The organism is Brevibacterium luteolum (assembly GCF_025147615.1).
In the GTDB taxonomy this organism is placed as follows: Bacteria; Actinomycetota; Actinomycetes; order Actinomycetales; family Brevibacteriaceae; genus Brevibacterium; species Brevibacterium luteolum.
In genome coordinates this window covers 16,659-33,347 of sequence record NZ_JALXPM010000006.1, presented here as the reverse complement: position 1 = coordinate 33,347, position 16,689 = coordinate 16,659, and the positions used below count along the sequence as shown (strand labels likewise).

Genomic DNA, 16,689 nt, shown 5'->3' with positions numbered 1-16,689 from the left:
CTGTCGTGTGTCGGCTCTGCGTTTCAGCCCTCGGTTCCCCGCCGCGTCACTGCTCGGCGACGATGCCGGCCACCTCGTCGGCGAAGGCTCCGAGCGAGGTGGTGCCGCCGTAGAGCCAGATGCCCGTCCCGGCTGGGGCGACGCGGTCTGCGGTGACGAACGGCAGCCCGGTCCACACCGCGTTCTTCTTCAGGGTCTCCATTGGGTCGCCTTCGTCTGCGTCGACCCAGTACAGGAAGTGCGTGTCGTCCGGCAGCGTGCGCAGACCCTCGACATCGGTCGTCGTCAGTCCGTAGGCTTCATCGCCCTGCTCTGTCGAGGCATCGGTCAGGCCGATCGCCCGGCCCACCTCCGAGGACGCCGATCCGGGGCCGTGGAGTCGGAAGGTCATCGAGTTCGCCTCGTTGTACGGGTACGCGAAGACCATCGGGTCGCCGGTCTTGCCGGCCTCCTCGACACTCTCCTTCGCCTTCTGCAGGGCGGCGTCGAAATCCGCATCGAGCTCGTCTGCCTCGGCTTCCTTGCCCAGCAGCGTGGCGACATCGTGCTGGTTCTTCTTGACGAGGTCGAACAGGCCATCAGCAGTCGCGGAGTTGAACACGGCGACGGGGGCGATGCGCTCCATCTGCTTCATCGCCTCCTCGGGGATCGAGGAGGTGTCGGCGAGGATGAGGTCGGGTGCGAGGTCGGCGATCGCGTCGATGCTCGGCTCGGTGCGCATCCCGACGTCGACCGGGTCCCCTGACAGCGGCACGCGCGCGGACCACACCCCGTACCCCTTCGGGTCGGCCACGCCGACTGGGTCGACGCCGAGGGACACGGCGTATTCGGTGACGGACCATTCGAGTGTGACGACCTTCTGCGCGGGGGCGTCGAGGAAGACGGGGGTGCCGCGGGCGTCGGTGATCGAGACGGGGTCGCCGGTGGCGGCAGTCGGATCGCCGGCCGGCGCGTCGGTCGTGCCGCAGCCGGTGAGGGCGAGGGTGCTGATGAGGGCTGCAAGCCCGAGTGTGCGCAGTTTCATGCTGTTCTTTCTGATGAGGGTTCCCGCCAGCGCAGCTGCCGGCAGGTGGGTGCGGTCGTGGAGTGAGGGTGCCGGTTCCGGCGCCGAGGTCGCAGCGCCGGTGGCATGCGGGCCGGCGCCGAGGCGGTGCTTCCTGGCGCGGCCGTATGTGTGCCGATGCCCCGCCCAGGGCACAGGCGCAGGTGGCGTTTCGGTTTCAGGCTGAGGCGGTGATGGACGGGCCGGCGATCGGATCAGCAGCTCTGTGTGCAGCGGCGCTGTGATCAGCGATGCAGGGCCGCCCAGGATCGAGATCCGTGGCGCTGGGCCGGGCTGCGCCGCTGCGCCGGGGCGGGCGGGGACGCACCTCGATGCGCTCGGATGCGCGGCTGTAGTCGGTGGTGATGTCGATGCCGTAGACGGTGCTGAGCACCTGACCGTCGAGCACCTCGGCCGGAGTGCCTGCGGCGGCGATGCGCCCGGCGGAGAGCAGGACGATGCGGTCGGCGACGGCGGCGGCGTGGTTGAGATCGTGAAGCACCACGCCGATGCACACGCCGTGGTCGTGGGCGAGGCTGTGGAGGAGTTCGAGGAGTTCGACCTGATATTTCAGGTCGAGGTGGTTGGTCGGTTCGTCTAGGAGCAGCACCTCGGTGTTCTGCGCCAGGCAGGAGGCGAGCCACACGCGCTGGAGCTGGCCGCCGGAGAGCTCGTCGACGGGGGAGTCGGCGACGGCGGTGACGCCGGTGAGCGCCATGGCGCGCTCAACGACGGCGGCACCATCCGGATCACCGGTGCGGATCCGGCCCTGGTACGGGTGCCGGCCGAGGGCGACGGCTGCGCGCACCGGCAGTCCCTGAGGGACCGGCCGGGACTGCGCAAGCATCGTGAGCCGGCGGGCGAGCTGGCGGGAGGGAAGAGCGGCAGCATCGGTGCCGTCGGAGAACGTCACGCTGCCAGCCGACAACGGCTGCAGTCGGGCGAGTCCGCGCATGAGTGTGGACTTCCCCGAGCCGTTGGGTCCGACGAGGGCGGTGACCCGGCCCGGCTGCAGTTCGAGGCTGACATCGGTGACGACGTCGCCGCGGGAGTAGCCAATCCGCAGCTGTGTGCCGTGCAGGCCGGAATGCGTCGAAGATGGTTTCACATGAGTAAGTTAGGCCTTACTAACGAAGGCTGTCAACTGCTGTTCAGGCGCTGTCCCGTCCTGCGGACGACTGCGCCCCGACGGCGCTCAGGCGCGGGCGACCTCGTGAGCGGCTTCGAGACGCGAGTTCTCCAGCACCGGGATCCGCGCCCGGATCTCAGCGACGGAGTCGGTGTCGAGTTCGGCGACGAGCAGCTCGGTGTCCTCCCCGGCGGCGGCGAGCACGCTGCCATCCGGTGCGCTGATGAAGGAGTGGCCGACGCCGGTCGGAGCCTTCGGGTGCACCTCGACGCCGGTGACCTGCGGATCCGCCTGATCGCAGGCGAGGACGAAACTCGTCGAGTCGAGCGCCCGCGCCCGCCCGAGCAGCTGCCACTGCTCGACTTTGCCCTCACCAGCACCCCACGACGCGGAGGAGACGATCACCTCGGCCCCGGAGCGCGCCAGGGCGGTGAAGAGGGCTGGGAAGCGGATGTCGTAGCAGATCGTCAGCCCGACGGTGACGCCGTCGATGTCCACCGCGGCGAGTGTCTCGCCCGGGGTGACATCATCGGATTCGCGGTGTCCGAAGGCGTCGAAGAGGTGGATCTTGTCATAGTGCGCCTCGACTCGCGCCCCGGTGGAGTCGACGCCGGTGAGGAAGAGGGTGTTGATGACGCGTTCGCCGGTGCCGGGCCGGAACATGCCGACCGCGGCCACCAGTCCGGCCTCGGCGGTGAGCTCGCGCAGCCGCTGCGCGAAGGGCCCGTCGAGCTCCTCGGCGTTGGCTTCGAGGTTCGCGCCGAAGGGCACCATCGTCGCCTCCGGGAAGACGACGAGCCGCACGTGCTGAGCTGCCGCATCCTGCAGCTTCTCGGCGATGAGCGCGAGGTTGGCGTCCTTGTCCGGTGTGGTGTTGATCTGGGCGATGGCAACCTTCATTGCGGCTCCTCTTCGGCGGATCTGGGTGCGGATGTGTTCGGTGGACCTGGGTGCGGATGCGGTGCAGGGCTCAGCAGAGCATGTATGACTGCCAGGCTAGGCTGAACAATCCGGTGATTCCAGTGGGGCCCGCTGGGCGGTCGGCGGCACAGGAACGTCGCCCGGTGATTGTGCTCGCAGACCTGAGTATGCACGTCACCTCTCTGTTGAAGTCCTCTCGGGCCACGGGTCGTGGGAACCCGACGGCCTGTTCCTGTGGGCAGGCGCCCCGACGCATATACTGAAGCTATGACGATCCTCATCGGTTACCTGCCCGCGCCGGAAGGCGAGGCCGCCCTCGAAACCGCGTTCGCAGAAGCGAAGCTGCGCAACACTGACGTCGTCGTCCTCAACTCGCCGCGGCGCGGAACCACGGACAGCATCACCCAGATCCAGCAGGAGGACGCCGAGCGCATCCTCGCCCAGGCTTCTGAGCACGGCGTCACCGCTCGTGTCGAACAGCCTGCTCACGAAGACGATCTCGTCCAGACCCTCAACGAATGGGCCGAACAGGAAGACGCCGACCTCATCGTCATCGGCCTGCGCAAGCGCAGCGCGATCGGCAAGTTCATCCTCGGCTCGCAGGCCCAGCGCATCCTGCTCGAAGCCGATGTCCCTGTGCTGACCGTCAAGGCTTGAGCCAGCACGCTACCTGACTCAGCCGCCGCTGGGCTGCCAGTCGCTGCCTGTCGACGATGGCGCCGGCGTCGACGGGTCATCGAAATCAGCGCCGGGGCTCATGAGGAAGAAGGCAACCGCGATCGCGACGCCGAGGACGATGAGGGCTACGACGGCAGCGACGAGACCGATGAGGCAGCCGCAGCCGCGGTTGCCGCGGCGCCGGTCGTGGGTGTAGCCGCCGTAGGGATAGAAGCTCATGACCCCATTGTGCCCACTCGCAGGCGTGCGCGCTCAGCTGCCGCAGCACCCACCTGACTCACCCGCCGCTGGGCTGCCAGTCGTCGCCCGTCGACGACGGCGCAGGTGTCCTTGGGCCGGTTCCGGAGGAACCGTCGTGCGTCATCGCCGTGATGAACACGAAGACGGCAATCGTGATCGCGAAGATGAAGGCGATCCCCAGCATGACGATCGCACAGCCGCAGCCGTGCATGCCGCGCCGCCGACGATAGGGACCATGCCCCTGGGGATAGAAGCTCATGCTCCCATTGTGTCCAGCTCAGTGCCGATCCGCGGCACTCGGCGTGTGCCAGTCCTGCGACAGCCGTGAGGCCAGCAGCTCAGCCAAGTGCACACCCTTGCGCTCGCTCAGATCGCTGATCTGCGTCCGGCACGAATAACCGTCGGCCAGCACCACCGTCTCCGGCTCGGCCGTCCGCACCGCTGGCAGCAGGGCGACTTCGCCGACGGCTTCGGAGACTTCGTAGTGGCCTTCGGTGACTCCGAAGTTCCCGGCCAGACCGCAGCAGCCCCCGAGCACCTGGACTTCCATGCCGGTCCGGGTCATGAGCTCGCGGTCGGCGGCGAATCCCATGACCGCACTGTGGTGGCAGTGCGGCTGCACCACAGCCGAGACCCCGGTCAGGTCGGGCAGCTCGGCGCCGGAATCGAGCAAGAACTCCGCCAGCGTGCGCACCCGCCCGGCCACCCGCGCGGCGGCCTCGGTGCCGAGCAGCCGCTCGGCGTCCTCACGCAGGGTGGCAGCACACGAGGGTTCGACGACGATGATCGGCACGCCGGTCTCGCCTGCATCCGTGCCCGAGGCGGTGGGTGCGGTGGCATCGAGAGCAGCGACGGCAGACGTGAGGCTGGCACGGGCGGTATCAAGCTGACCGGTGGAGATCCACGTCAGCCCGCAGCATTCGGTGCTCGGGATGACGTGCACGTCGACACCTGCGTGGCGCAGCACCTCGACGGCGGCAGCGAGCACCCTCGGGGCGAAGAAGTTCGACCACGTATCGGCGAACAGCACCACCCGCTGCGGGGCACCCTGATCCACCGCTGGCATCACCCGCTCGACCCCGGCACGCTGGGCGAACCAGCGGGTGAACGGCAGGGATGTGAACGTCGGGATCTGCCGGCGCACATCGATGTTCGCGGCCTTCTTCGCCCACCGGCCGAGTGCCGGCAGTCGCTGCGGCAGGTTCGCGATGCCGGCGATCGGGGCGGCCAGGCGGGCGAGCTTCGGCAGCCAGCCGAGCACATAGTGATCCATCGGCCGGAGCCTGCCGCGATAGCTCTGATGCAGCACCTCGGCCTTGTAGGTCGCCATATCGGTGGCGGTCGGGCACTCCGAACCGCAGGCCTTGCACGACAGGCACAGGTCGAGCGCCTCATGCACCTCCGGGGACTGCCAGCCGCCGTCGACGAGCCGCCCGTCGACCATCTCCTGCAGCACGCGGGCGCGTCCACGGGTCGAGTGCTTCTCGTCCTTCGTCGCCTGATACGACGGGCACATGACCGCTCCCGAGGCGGCGGCATCGGCCCGGCATTTGCCCACCCCGGTGCAGCGGTGGACGGCAGTGGCGAAGTCGCCTTTGTCCGAGGCGAAGGAGAAGCCGAGCTCCCGGCGGGCCGGCGGCATGTCCCCGGGCCGGACGGTGGCCAAGCGGATGCGCTCATCGAGCGGATCGGGATCGACGATGATGCCGGGATTCAACAGCCCGCGCGGGTCGAAGAGATGCTTGACGGCGGCGAAGAGCGCGATCGCCTCGGGGGAGTACATGCTCGCCAGCAGCTCACCGCGGGCGCGGCCGTCACCGTGCTCACCGGAGACCGAACCGCCATAGGCGGCCACGAGCTCGGCGGCAGCGAACATGAAGTCGCGCATCACTTGCCGCCCACCGTCGGCATCAAGCGGGAAGTCCACGCGCATGTGCAGGCAGCCATCACCGAAGTGCCCATAGGGCAGCGCCCACAGGCCGTGCTCCTCAAGCAGGCTCATGAGATCGCGCAGATAGTCACCCAGCTTCTCCGGTGGGACCGCGGAGTCCTCCCACCCGGCATGGCAGTCCCGCCCATCCGGAGTGCGCGAGACCAGGCCGGCGCCATCAGCGCGGATCTTCCAGATCGGCCCGGACTCCTCCCCGGGCAGCACCATCGCATCATCGGCATGGGAGGCATTGATGAGCTCAGCAGCCTGCCGCTCCAGTGCTGCGGGATCGTCACCGGCGAGCTCGACGAGCATCCAGCCGCCACCGGCAGGCATCGGCGGGACGGCATCCGGGCCCTTCTCCTCGATGAGCCGGTCGACCATCCGCCGGTCCATCCCCTCACAGGCGGTGACCGGGAACTGCGAGAGCACCGGCACATCATCAGCAGCCGTGGGCATATCCACGTACCCGAGCACCACAGCAGTGACATGCGCCGGATCGGCCACCAGCTGCATCTTCGCAGCCAGCACCACACCCCAGGTGCCCTCGGAACCGGCGAAGGCCCGCCGGGCATCACAGCCGTTCTCCGGCAGCAGGTGCTCGAGCCCATACCCGGAGACCTGCCGGGAGAAGGTGCCCAGCTGCGTGCGGATGAGCCCGAGGTGGTTATTCACCAGCTGGCGCAGGCGCGGGAAGACATCCCCGTCATCACCGGTGAGCGTGACGACCGAACCATCGATGAGCATGACACGCAGCGCAAGGATGTTGTCGACGGTGCGCCCATAGCCCATCGCCCGCGGCCCGCAGGCGTTGTTGCCGATCATCCCACCGATCGTGCACCGCGAATGCGTCGAGGGATCCGGGCCGAACCGCAGCCCGTAGGGCTTGACCGCCGCCTGCAGCTGGGCATGCACCACCCCTGGCTCCACCCAGGCAGAGCGCTCCTGGGCATCGATGCCCAAGATTCGGTTCATGTGCACAGAGAAGTCCAGTACGATGCCCGGCCCGATCGCGTTGCCCGCCAGCGTCGTCCCGGCCCCACGCGAGGTGACCGGCACCCCGAGTCGCCGTGCGACACTCAGCGTCCGACCCACCTCGGCGGCGGTGCGCGGGAAGACCACAGCAGCCGGAACCACACGGAAGAGCGAACCATCAGAGGAGTACGCGGCCCGTTCGACGGCCGCGGTGCGCACATCGGCGATGCCCGCCGCGCGCAGGGCGGCGCCGACCTCGTTCACGCGCGCGGCAGACGCCTCGGAATCAGTGGTCTCGCGGGGGAGTGCAGCGGCAGGTGCGTCGGCGTCCATGGCCTCATTGTGCCAGGCGGCAGCGGGCCCGGCTTGGAATCTGCATGATGGATGCGTCTGCTGTCGATTCCGGGGGCACCGAACGTCCCGTCTGGCTGAGTGGCACCGACCTCCCAGTCTGGCTATACTTTGTGTCTCAGACTGTTCCGATGTCGCCTCGGGCCGCAGCCGGGCGGACGAACAGCAACACGCGCGGGTTCCCTCCCGCAGGCCGGGCTCTGCTCCCCGACGGGCAGCTGGCGGTCGATGATGCAGCACTGAAGTGGGTAGATTTAGAAGCATGGCACGCCGACCCCGGGCACTGACAGCCGAACAGAAGGCCGTCGTTCAGGCGGTACGCCGGATTGCGAAGCAGCGCCAACGCGTGAATTCCAACTACGTATCGGCGATCCTCAGAGCCCGGGAAGAGGGCGTCACCTACGCGGCGATCGCTGAGGCGGCCGGCACCTTATCCCAGGCAGTCCAGGAGATCATCCGCCGGCACTCGCCCCGCCAGGCCGAACATCCCTCCAGCCTCTCCTCTGCCGGCGACATCGCAGCCGTCGCCAGCCCCAAAGTGGAGGACGACAAGGACAACCTCAACGGTCCCACTCTGCTGTGAGGCGCTACGGTGGAGGCGTGGACTCCGCCGATCTCCTCGCAGACCCCCTGCTCGCCCTCTGCCGCGACGCCGCCCACATCGCCACCGCCCGGATGCGGCACTGGCGTCAGGAGCTGAGCGCAGCCGACGTCGAGGCCAAGGGCGACCGCAACAACCTCGTCACCGCCGCCGACGCTGAGATCGAGGCGCTCGTGCGCTGGTACCTGGCCTCCCGGCGTCCCGGTGACGCGATGATCGGCGAGGAGAACGCCGCCGCGCTTTCCGTGACCGAGGTGGCAGGCGGTGAGCAGATCGCCGCCGGACTGGGCGTCCCACCGGCCGCCGGCGCTGCCGCCGGAGATCAGCCGCTGGACTGGCATGTCGACCCGATCGACGGGACAGTGAACTTCGTGCGCGGCATCGAAGACTACGCCTTCTCCATCGGGGTCCGAACCCCCGACCCAGATGACCTCGACGCGTCCGATCCGGACACCTGGCTCGCCGGCCTCGTCGCCGCCCCGGAGCTCGGCAAGGTCTTCCTCGCCCGCCGCAGTCAGGGCGCGTGGATGTTCGAAGGCCAGGTCAGCGACCTGCAACCAGTCAGCGATGACTCCGGTGGTCTGTCCGCTCCTGAGGTAGCGCTCACCCGTCTGCAGGGTCGCAACCCTGGCCAGCGCGGCCGGCTCGTGGCCACCGGCTTCGGTTACGCGCGCGCCCAGCGCGATGAGCAGTTCGCGGTGCTGCCCGAGGTCATGGAGGGCTTCGACGACATGCGCCGGGCAGGCTCTGCTGCGATCGACCTGTGCCAGGCCGCAGCGGGCCGAGTCGATGTCTACTATGAGCGCCGGCTGGGCCTGTACGACTACGCGGCCGGCGCCCTCATCGCCGAAGAGGCCGGCCTGCACGTCCGCAGGCCCTCCCACCACCACGGCACCGGTGATGGCAGCGACCTGTGCATCGCCGCCGGCTCGCTCGAGGACGTCGAGCGGATCGAGGCGATCCACCGCCAGCAGCGCACCGGTCAGCCCTGAGAACCGGTGCGCCCTCACCGCCGCACACCGCGCCTGGAGTACCGTGAGCAGTGACGGCCGGCAGGCTCGCCTGCCCGGCCAGCCCTGACCGACGGACTCTGGAGACCCGTGCCCACACTCCTCACCGGTGCCAATGTGCACACGCTCGACCCGGCCCATCCCCACGCCACCGGCGTCCTCATCGATGCGGGACGCATCGCCGCTGTCGGTGACGATGCGCAGCTGCGCGCCACCACCTCGGGCGCGGACATCATCGACTGCCGAGGCCAGACCGTGCTGCCCGGCCTCGTCGACGCCCACATCCACGCCACGATGTACGCCGACTCACTCGCCGAGGTCGACTTGCGCCAGGTGCGCAGCCTGCCGGACGCCGTCGAGGCGGTGCGCACCCACGCCGAATCCCTGCCACCGGGCGTGTGGGTCACCGGCGGGCGCTGGGACTGCAACACCTGGGAGACCCCCGGCCAGCCCGACCGGGAGCTGCTCGATGCCGCCCTGCCGGATCGGCCGGTGGCGCTGTGGTCGATCGACTACCACACGCTGTGGTGCAACGGCGCGGCCCTGCGCGCGGCCGGGATCGACGAGCACACCCCGAGCCCGCGCGGCGGCGAGATCGTCCGCGACGCTGATGGGCAGGCGACCGGAATCCTGCGCGAGGACGCTGCGACGATCGTCGAACGCCTCGTGCCCGCCCCGCCGATCGAGATGCGCATGCAGCGGATGCGCGCAGCCCAGCAGCAGTGGCTGTCCGAGGGCCTGACCGGCATCCACGACATCGACGGGCAGATCTCCTCGGGCACCTGGGCGGCCCTGCGCGAACAGGGGATCGGTGCCGGCGGCGGCCAGCTCATGCGGGTGCTGAAGTACCTGCGCCTCGACGAACTCGACTGGGCCAAGGGGATCGCCTGGCGCACCGGCGACGGGGACGCGTGGTTTACCCGCGGTGGGCTCAAACTGTTCTCCGACGGGGCGCTGGGATCCCAGACCTCGTACATGTCGAGCCCGTATCCGGGCACCTGCGATCACTACGGCATGGAGATCGCCAGCGAGGATGTGCTGTGCGAGCAGATCACCGATGCGCTCATGTCCGGGCTGTCACTGGCCATCCACGCGATCGGCGATCAGGCCAACCACCACGTGCTCTCCGCCTTCGCCCGCACCCGTTCGATCTCCCGCGAGGCTGAGCGGATCTACTCACGGCGCCTGCGCCACCGCATCGAGCACGTCCAGTTCGTCCAGCCCGATGACATCGCCCGCTACGCCGAGCTCGGCATCGTCGCCTCGATGCAGCCGAGACACTGCATCTCCGATCTGCACCTGCTGGAGGCGCTCAGGCCCGATCCGCAGCTGGCCGCCTACGCCTGGGGTGAGATCGCCGCTGCCGGCGTGCCGGTGGCCTTCGGCTCCGATGGGCCGGTCGAGCCCTCCGACCCCTGGGCGGCGATCTACGCGGCGATGACCCGGGCCGACATCAGCGGTGATCCTTCCACGACCTTCCAGCCGCACCGGCGCATCAGCGCTTATGCCGCCATCGAAGCCCACACCGCCGGCGCCGCCTACGCTGCCGGCCGGGAGAAGCAGTCCGGGCGGATCATGCCGGGCATGGACGCCGACCTCATCGTCGTCGACACCGACCCGATCACCGGACACGCCGGCTCCGACGGTGTGACCGGAAGGTGCGAGTCCGAGGAAGCGCTGTTCGAGCACGCCTGTGCGGTGCGCGATCTGCAGGTCGACCTCAGCATCGTCAACGGCGAGGTCGCCTTCGCCCGCTGAACCGCAGGCTCAGTCCCGCACCGGCACACCGGCGGCAGCGAGCTCACCGGGCGTCGCGGTGGTGAAGAACCAGTCGCGGAAGTCCTCATCGGGCACGATCCGCTGCCGGTGCTCCAGCACGCCCTCGCCCACCAGATAGTAGGAGTACCCGTGCGGGGCCAGCAGCTTCTCGAGCTCGCGCGGCTGCGCGCGGGCGGGCAGCACCTCGCACAGGATCTCCGGGCGGTGGGCGGCCAGCAGCTGCTGGCCGAAGCCGAAGACAGTGTTCTCCGCGCCCTCGACATCGACCTTGAGCAGCACGCGATCCCCAGGACCGAACTGCTTAGCGAACCCATCGAGGCTGCGGCAGGACACCTCGGTCCCGGAGGAGAACTCCATGTCGACCGAGTAGAACGACGGCAGCGCCGACCCGCCGTCCCCGCACGGCACGCTGAGCACGACATCCGGGTCGCCGACCCCGATCCGGTGCAGGGCGATCTGCTGACCGAAGCCGTTGCGCTCGATGTTGGCCTGGCACGCATCGGCGACCGCGGGCACCATCTCGAAGGCGTGGATCTCCAGGTCAGCGTGGGCAGCAGCCAGGGCGAGGGAGAAGATGCCGGTATAGGCGCCGATGTCGAGGAACACTTCGGCGTCGGCCGCACGGGTGGCCATGAGGTCGAGGGCGAAGGCATCGGCAGCTGAGGTCCGGCGGCCGGCGCCCCAGTACATCTCCTTGGCGATCTCGCACCGATCGGGGCGCAGCAGCACGAACTCCGCCGCATCATCCGGTGCCCCGAGTGTCCGCACCCGGCCGGTCACCTCGGTCAGGTGGGCCGGCGCCGGCAGGCGGCCGATGGTGATGCCCGGCAGCCGGGTGGCCGGCCTGAGCAGCGGGTGGAGGAGCGGGCTGGCGAGCGCGCGCTTGGCCGCAGGCTTGAGACCGAACCACTGCTGGCGTCGGCCGAGGAACGTGCGCCGGTAGTCACCCATAGGTGTCAGCTCCTGGTGCTGGGGCCTGGTTCTGCCAGTCTATCGACTGTCGGTCCCGGCGACAGGTGTCCGGTGGTCCCGGCGACGGGTGTGCCACCGCGCCCGAGGCGGAGACGGCGACAGCCTCCCGGCGCACCGTGGGTACGGGGAGGCTGTCGATTCCGTTTGCTCACCTGAGGTGTTCAGGTGCCGGTGGGCTGATCAGGCGGTGGCGGAGCGCTTCCAGTTCGACCAGCCTTCGAAGCTGCCGTCGATCTCGATGACCTCGTAGCCGGCGCGGCGCAGGGCCTGTGCTGCGACCGTGTTGCGCATGCCGGACTGGCAGTAGCTCACGATCGTGCCGTCTGCAGACAGCTCGTCGAGGTTCCACAGCAGGCGGCCGACATTCAGCTGCGCCGAACCGGGGATGTGGCCCTCGGCGTGCTCGGTCTTGTTGCGCACATCGAGCAGCAGGTCGTAGTCGGTGTGGTCGAGCTCGGCCGGGGAGATGACCTCCGGCTTGTAGTCGGCCAGCGTGTCCAGCGAGGTGATGTAGCCAGACACATCGTCGATGCCGACGCGCACCAGGTGATCCCAGATGCGCTGAGCTTCAGCGGCGTCAGGTGCCAGCAACACGATCGGCGTCGACTCCGCCTCGGGGTCATACGACCAGGCGCCGTAGGTCGCCGGCTTGTTCGCCGGGATGGCGAGCGCGCCCTTGACGGTGCCGTCGTGGATCTCATCGGGCGTCCGCGTGTCGGCGATGACGACCTTGCCTGCCTCGAAGTCCTTGGCGACCTGCGCGAGGTCGAGCTCGGTCAGCGGCTGGCGGCCGCCCATGACTTTCGGGCCGTCGCGGTTCTCGCGCTTCATCCGCCCGAAGTAGGCGTGCGCATCCGGCTGGCCGTCGAGCAGCTCGTCGATGAAGCCCTGTTCGTCGTCGTTCTTGACGTGCTTGGCCCACCAGGCGAAGGCCTTCTCGTAGCCGACCGTCGAGGTCGGCACGGCGCCGAGCGCCTTGCCGCAGGCCGAGCCGGAGCCATGCGCCGGCATCACCTGGATGTAGTCCGGCAGCGGCATGAACTTCTCCTTCAGGCTGCGGAAGAGGTCCTTTGCGCCCTGGAAGCGGGTGTCGACTCCGCCGGCTGCCTCGTCGAGCAGGTCGGGCCGGCCGAGGTCGCCGACGAAGACGAAGTCGCCGGAGAGCAGGAAGCCGGGCTCATCTGTGAAGCCGCCGTCGGTGAGCAGGAAGCTCAGGTGCTCGGGGGTGTGGCCGGGGGTGTGGACGGCTTCGAGGGTGAGGTTGCCGACGGTGATGGTGTCACCGTCATTCAGGCGCTCGGCTTCGAAGCCGTACTGCCAGTCCTGGCCGCCTTCGCCGGAGACGTACATCTTCGCGCCGGTGGCCTCAGCCAGTTCGCGGGTGCCGGAGAGGTAGTCGGCGTGGATGTGGGTTTCGGTCACGGCCTTGATCGCCATGTTGTTCTTCGCGGCGTACTCCTGGAAGAACTCGACGTCGCGTCGGCCGTCGACGACGATTGCCTCGCCGGTCGCCTGACAGCCGATGAAGTAGGCGGCCTGCGCCAGGTCCTCGTCGTAGATCCGTTCGATGAGCATGTGTCCTCCTCGTCCGTCCCGCTGCGCGGGCCGGAGGTTGATCACGGTTTCGCTTTCCTGCGCCACAACAATGATACCCCCAGAGGTATTCCCGGATGTGCTGCGGAGGGGGCCGCAGGGCTGTGGCCGCGTGGCCGGTTGCCCTCAGTGTATCGACGCCGGAGGGGTAATGACCAGACATTTGCGGCGGCCGGATGAATGCATCTCGGCCGGCAGAAGCGTCTGCTCCTGCCGGCCGAGAATCTGGTCATGCCGCGGTGATCACTGCCGCCGCATCACCGCCTGCGGCGTCGGGCGGCGAGAAGGAGTGCGCCGCCGGCGCCGAGCAGAGGAAGGGCCAGCCCGAGGGCCATGAGGCTGCCGCCGGTGCGCGGCAGCGCACCGATGGAGTCACCACCCGCCGAACCGCCGGCCTTCGCATCGCCGTTGGAACCGGAACCGGATCCGCCGTTGCCGGAGCCGTCACGATCCGAATCGTCACCGTCCGGGCCCGAGGTCTCGGTCGCCTTGGGCGACTCAGACGGATCGGCGGTGTCGGTCGGCTCGGCGCTCTGGCTCGGATCCGCCGTGGGCTCAGTGCTCTCGGTCGGATCCGCCGTGGGCTCAGTGCTCTCGGTCGGCTCCGCCGTCGGTTCAGCTGTCGGATCCGAAGTCGGATCAGTCGTTGCCGTCGGCTCCGCCGTCGGTTCGGGCGACGGCGTCTCCGTTTCGGTTCCGGTGCCTAGGCACTTTTCGATCGCTGCCTTGCCGACGTGCACGTGCAGCGTCTGCTTCTCGCCGATCAGGTTCTTGCCGTCTGCTCCCGTTGCCGAGGCCTGGAAGGTCAGCTCGTAGGCGCCGGGCTTGGTGAACACCCACATCGGGTGGGCGTGGGTGGCGAAGGTGACCGGGAATGAGGTCTTGTCCGTGCCCGACTGCAGGCGCAGCTCAGGCTTGCCGCCGAAGCCCGATCCCTGCTCTGCGAGCGCGAAGTGCGCGCCCTCCGGCGTCTTTGCATCCGTTAGCGACAGCGTCACTGGGCCCTTGAGCTTGGCGAAGTCGATCTCCTGGGTGTTGTATCCAGGCCACAGCAGCCCGCGCTTCTGCACGAACGGCAGCGCATAGTAGGTATCGCCCTGCTTGCCGAGGAAGTCGAAGGCCGGATCGGCCTGATCGGCTCCGCGCTTGCCCACACCGGAGTCGCGCACGCCGAAGGCGACGTCGGAGACCGCGTGCTCAGTCGGCTTGCCCGAGGTGTGGATGCCGGAGTCGTCATGCATCTTCAGCTCGATGCCGGATCCGGCTTGGCGCATCTTCAGATCGACATGCCCGTCATCGAGCAGCTTCCGACCATCGGTGCACACCGGCGGGATCGTCGGATCCTCGGTCGGCGAGGCGGTCGGGGATGCCGTCGGCGAGGCGGTCGGGGAACCTGTCGGCTCAGCCGTCGGAGAGCCCGTCGGGCTCGGTGAGGGGGAGAGGTGCTTGTCCGGTGTCAGCTCACCGGAGTGCGTGATGCCCTTCTCCTTGGTGTACGGTGTGTCGAGCTTGATCGTCGCGCCCTCGGCGCGGACCTGCGCGTGCGGGATGATCGTGATGTTCGGGGTGTATCCGGCATCGGGCTTGCCGATGAGCCAGTCGTCCTCGTTGTGCTCCCACACGCCGTTGACGAGCGTGCCCTGGAACTCCTCGGTCGGGTACTTGGAGTCTGGCGTTTCCATCATCCCGCCGGTGACATAGCCGCGGAAGCTCTTGTCATGCATCTCGACGCGGGCCTTGTAGGTGCCGTTGCCGTTGTCGGTCAGCGAGAAGTCGTAGCCGAGGTCGTCAAGCGTGATGTCATCGGTGTTCAGCCGCGTATTGGCTGGGTCGTTGACCTTGCCCATGAGCTCAGCCGAACCGTTCGCGGAATCCACCTGGGTGCTCTGCTGACCCGGACCGTAGCCGAGCTTCGGTGAGATCCACTTGCCCGGCTTGCTCCCATCGGGGGTGAAGACGACCTGGAAGTCCGAGGTGCGCGGGCCGATGTGCTCATCCCACGTCCCAACGCCCTTCTCCACGCGCATATCGGTCAGGTGGTAGCCGTTGATGAGCACGGTCGCCGTGCCCGTGACCGAGGCGTCGCCAGCGTCGAAGGTCAGCGTCGTGAGCTTGTCGTCGCCGTCCTTGGCCTTGTCCGCCTTGGGTGCGGCGGTGAAGGTGTAGGTGCCGGGCACCGGTCCATCCGGGGCCGAGGCGTAACGGTCCTCTAGACTCGGGCTCGCCTCGGCGGCCGGTTCTTGTCCACCGACCTGCCAGCGGAACTTCGTGTCCTTCGAGGCGATGATCTTCCCGGACGTGTCGTCGCGGGCTACAGCCCGGTAGGTGATGTCGTAGGTGCCCGGACGGGAGAATGTCGTCGTGTTGTGGGTGTGGTCGCCGCCGACGAGGCGGGCCGAACGCAGGCCGTTCTCCGAGGAGGACATCAGCCGGTTGACGAACACCTTCTCCGGATCCTCGTAGGTGGTGAACAGCTCGAAGGTGCCCGGCCCGTCGACGTCGAGGACATCGAGGCTGAAGGAGGCGTTGCGGAACCGCTTGGCCGGGATCCCGGCCTCAGCGCCGAACCCGATCCACGTCGGCAGGTGGTTGCCCTCCGGCAGGATGGGCGCCTGATAGAAGGTCTCACCGGGCTTGCCGAGGAACTCCAGGCCTGGCTTGTTCGGCACCGTGAACTGGTACTGGGACTTGCCGCTGCGGGCACTCCACCCCTTGCCGACCCAGTTGACGGTCGTCGGCGCCTCATAGGCCTTCGAACCGACCTTCGTCTTGAGGTCGAAGCCGTTCGCCTCGGAATCCCAGTACACCTGGGGGCTGTCGATATGCGCGCGAGCGGCGACCTTCATGCCGTCGCTCGGCCCGGCGTGAGCCGGATCGGCCGTCAGCGGCAGTGTCGCTGCGGCCGGGCTGATGAGGGCGGCTGCCACCAGCGCCGCCGCGGCGACCCGGAGTCGCCTGGAGGGCGCACGGAGCGTGCGCGTGAGAGGAATTCGCATGATCTGCTTTCTGGCTCGAAGCCCGGCGCTCTGCCAGGCTCAGCTCGGCTGCGCCGCGTCGGCGCGGCCAGAGTATGAAGAGTATGAGCTGAAAGGTATCGGCCCAGCTCACCTATGGTCATGTCGTCATATGCCGATGGATACATGGACGCGTGATGCGCATGAGGCGGGGTCCCCGGCGGGGTGTCCGGTCTCACAGGAGCTCCTGTAAGACCGCCGCCGAGACGTGTAGAATCGTGGGAGCCGCGACGACATGCTTCGGGAGAGCCGCCCTCAGGCGGCGCCGTAGGTGCAATTCCCTCCCCGGGAAACTCTCAGGCCCAGTACCGGAGCATGCAGGCACCTCTGGAGGAGTACCAGCAGGCGGGCAACCGCCTCACCGGCACAGGTTTCGCACCTGCGCAGGTCTGACAGAGCGGGGAGGAACACCCGGCACTCGTGTGTTCGTCACCGCGACGGACCATCAAGCGTG

The 16,689-nt window shown here is 68.5% G+C and carries 13 protein-coding genes and 1 riboswitch; of the genes, 4 read left to right on the top strand and 9 right to left on the bottom strand.

Translation table 11 applies throughout. From position 1 onward, the window contains the following. Positions 1–46: 46 nt before the first annotated feature. The 3 genes from M3C25_RS02605 to M3C25_RS02595 form a co-directional block, all read right to left on the bottom strand. Positions 47–1,024 (bottom strand): ABC transporter substrate-binding protein, encoded by a 978-nt coding sequence (locus M3C25_RS02605; protein WP_259854920.1) that lies wholly within the window; start codon positions 1,022–1,024, stop codon positions 47–49. Between the two features lie 196 nt (positions 1,025–1,220). Further along, on the bottom strand, positions 1,221–2,150 hold the full coding sequence (locus M3C25_RS02600; RefSeq protein ID WP_311200482.1) for an ABC transporter ATP-binding protein: 930 nt from the start codon (positions 2,148–2,150) through the stop codon (positions 1,221–1,223). Positions 2,151–2,237: 87 nt separating this feature from the next. Further along, complete coding sequence (locus M3C25_RS02595; protein ID WP_165884326.1) at positions 2,238–3,071, bottom strand: carbon-nitrogen hydrolase family protein; 834 nt, start codon at positions 3,069–3,071, stop codon at positions 2,238–2,240. Between the two features lie 288 nt (positions 3,072–3,359). Here M3C25_RS02595 and M3C25_RS02590 point away from each other — a divergent pair, with 288 nt between their 5' ends. Beyond that, positions 3,360–3,749, top strand: a complete 390-nt coding sequence (locus tag M3C25_RS02590; protein ID WP_102162309.1) for a universal stress protein — start codon at positions 3,360–3,362, stop codon at positions 3,747–3,749. 18 nt (positions 3,750–3,767) lie between these two features. Here the strand turns inward: M3C25_RS02590 and M3C25_RS02585 are convergent, their stop codons facing one another. Genes M3C25_RS02585 through M3C25_RS02575 form a run of 3 tightly spaced genes read right to left on the bottom strand, consistent with a single transcriptional unit; the run spans position 3,768 to position 7,248 of the window. Further along, entirely contained in the window at positions 3,768–3,989 is a 222-nt protein-coding gene (locus M3C25_RS02585; protein ID WP_102162310.1) for a hypothetical protein, read from the bottom strand. A 58-nt stretch (positions 3,990–4,047) separates the two neighbouring features. Next, on the bottom strand, positions 4,048–4,269 hold the full coding sequence (locus M3C25_RS02580) for a hypothetical protein (RefSeq protein ID WP_259854914.1): 222 nt from the start codon (positions 4,267–4,269) through the stop codon (positions 4,048–4,050). Between the two features lie 18 nt (positions 4,270–4,287). Next, a complete protein-coding gene (locus M3C25_RS02575; RefSeq protein ID WP_259854913.1) occupies positions 4,288–7,248 on the bottom strand; it encodes an FAD-binding and (Fe-S)-binding domain-containing protein in 2,961 nt (986 codons plus the stop codon). 280 nt (positions 7,249–7,528) lie between these two features. Here M3C25_RS02575 and M3C25_RS02570 point away from each other — a divergent pair, with 280 nt between their 5' ends. The 3 genes from M3C25_RS02570 (at position 7,529) to M3C25_RS02560 (ending at position 10,635) form a co-directional block, all read left to right on the top strand. Beyond that, positions 7,529–7,849: a hypothetical protein gene (locus M3C25_RS02570; protein WP_259854912.1), complete on the top strand. Its 321-nt coding sequence runs from the start codon at positions 7,529–7,531 to the stop codon at positions 7,847–7,849. A gap of 17 nt (positions 7,850–7,866) precedes the next feature. Beyond that, positions 7,867–8,859, top strand: coding sequence for an inositol monophosphatase family protein (locus tag M3C25_RS02565; RefSeq protein ID WP_259854911.1), 993 nt, complete (start codon positions 7,867–7,869; stop codon positions 8,857–8,859). Positions 8,860–8,967: 108 nt separating this feature from the next. Next, on the top strand, positions 8,968–10,635 hold the full coding sequence (locus tag M3C25_RS02560; protein ID WP_259854909.1) for an amidohydrolase: 1,668 nt from the start codon (positions 8,968–8,970) through the stop codon (positions 10,633–10,635). A gap of 9 nt (positions 10,636–10,644) precedes the next feature. Here the strand turns inward: M3C25_RS02560 and M3C25_RS02555 are convergent, their stop codons facing one another. The 3 genes from M3C25_RS02555 to M3C25_RS02545 form a co-directional block, all read right to left on the bottom strand. Further along, positions 10,645–11,607, bottom strand: a complete 963-nt coding sequence (locus M3C25_RS02555) for an FkbM family methyltransferase (RefSeq protein WP_259854906.1) — start codon at positions 11,605–11,607, stop codon at positions 10,645–10,647. 201 nt (positions 11,608–11,808) lie between these two features. Then, a complete protein-coding gene (locus tag M3C25_RS02550) occupies positions 11,809–13,203 on the bottom strand; it encodes an MBL fold metallo-hydrolase (protein ID WP_259854905.1) in 1,395 nt (464 codons plus the stop codon). A gap of 275 nt (positions 13,204–13,478) precedes the next feature. Next, on the bottom strand, positions 13,479–16,217 hold the full coding sequence (locus M3C25_RS02545; protein ID WP_259854903.1) for a choice-of-anchor M domain-containing protein: 2,739 nt from the start codon (positions 16,215–16,217) through the stop codon (positions 13,479–13,481). A 249-nt stretch (positions 16,218–16,466) separates the two neighbouring features. Beyond that, positions 16,467–16,556, top strand: a riboswitch (glycine riboswitch). Positions 16,557–16,689: the final 133 nt, after the last annotated feature.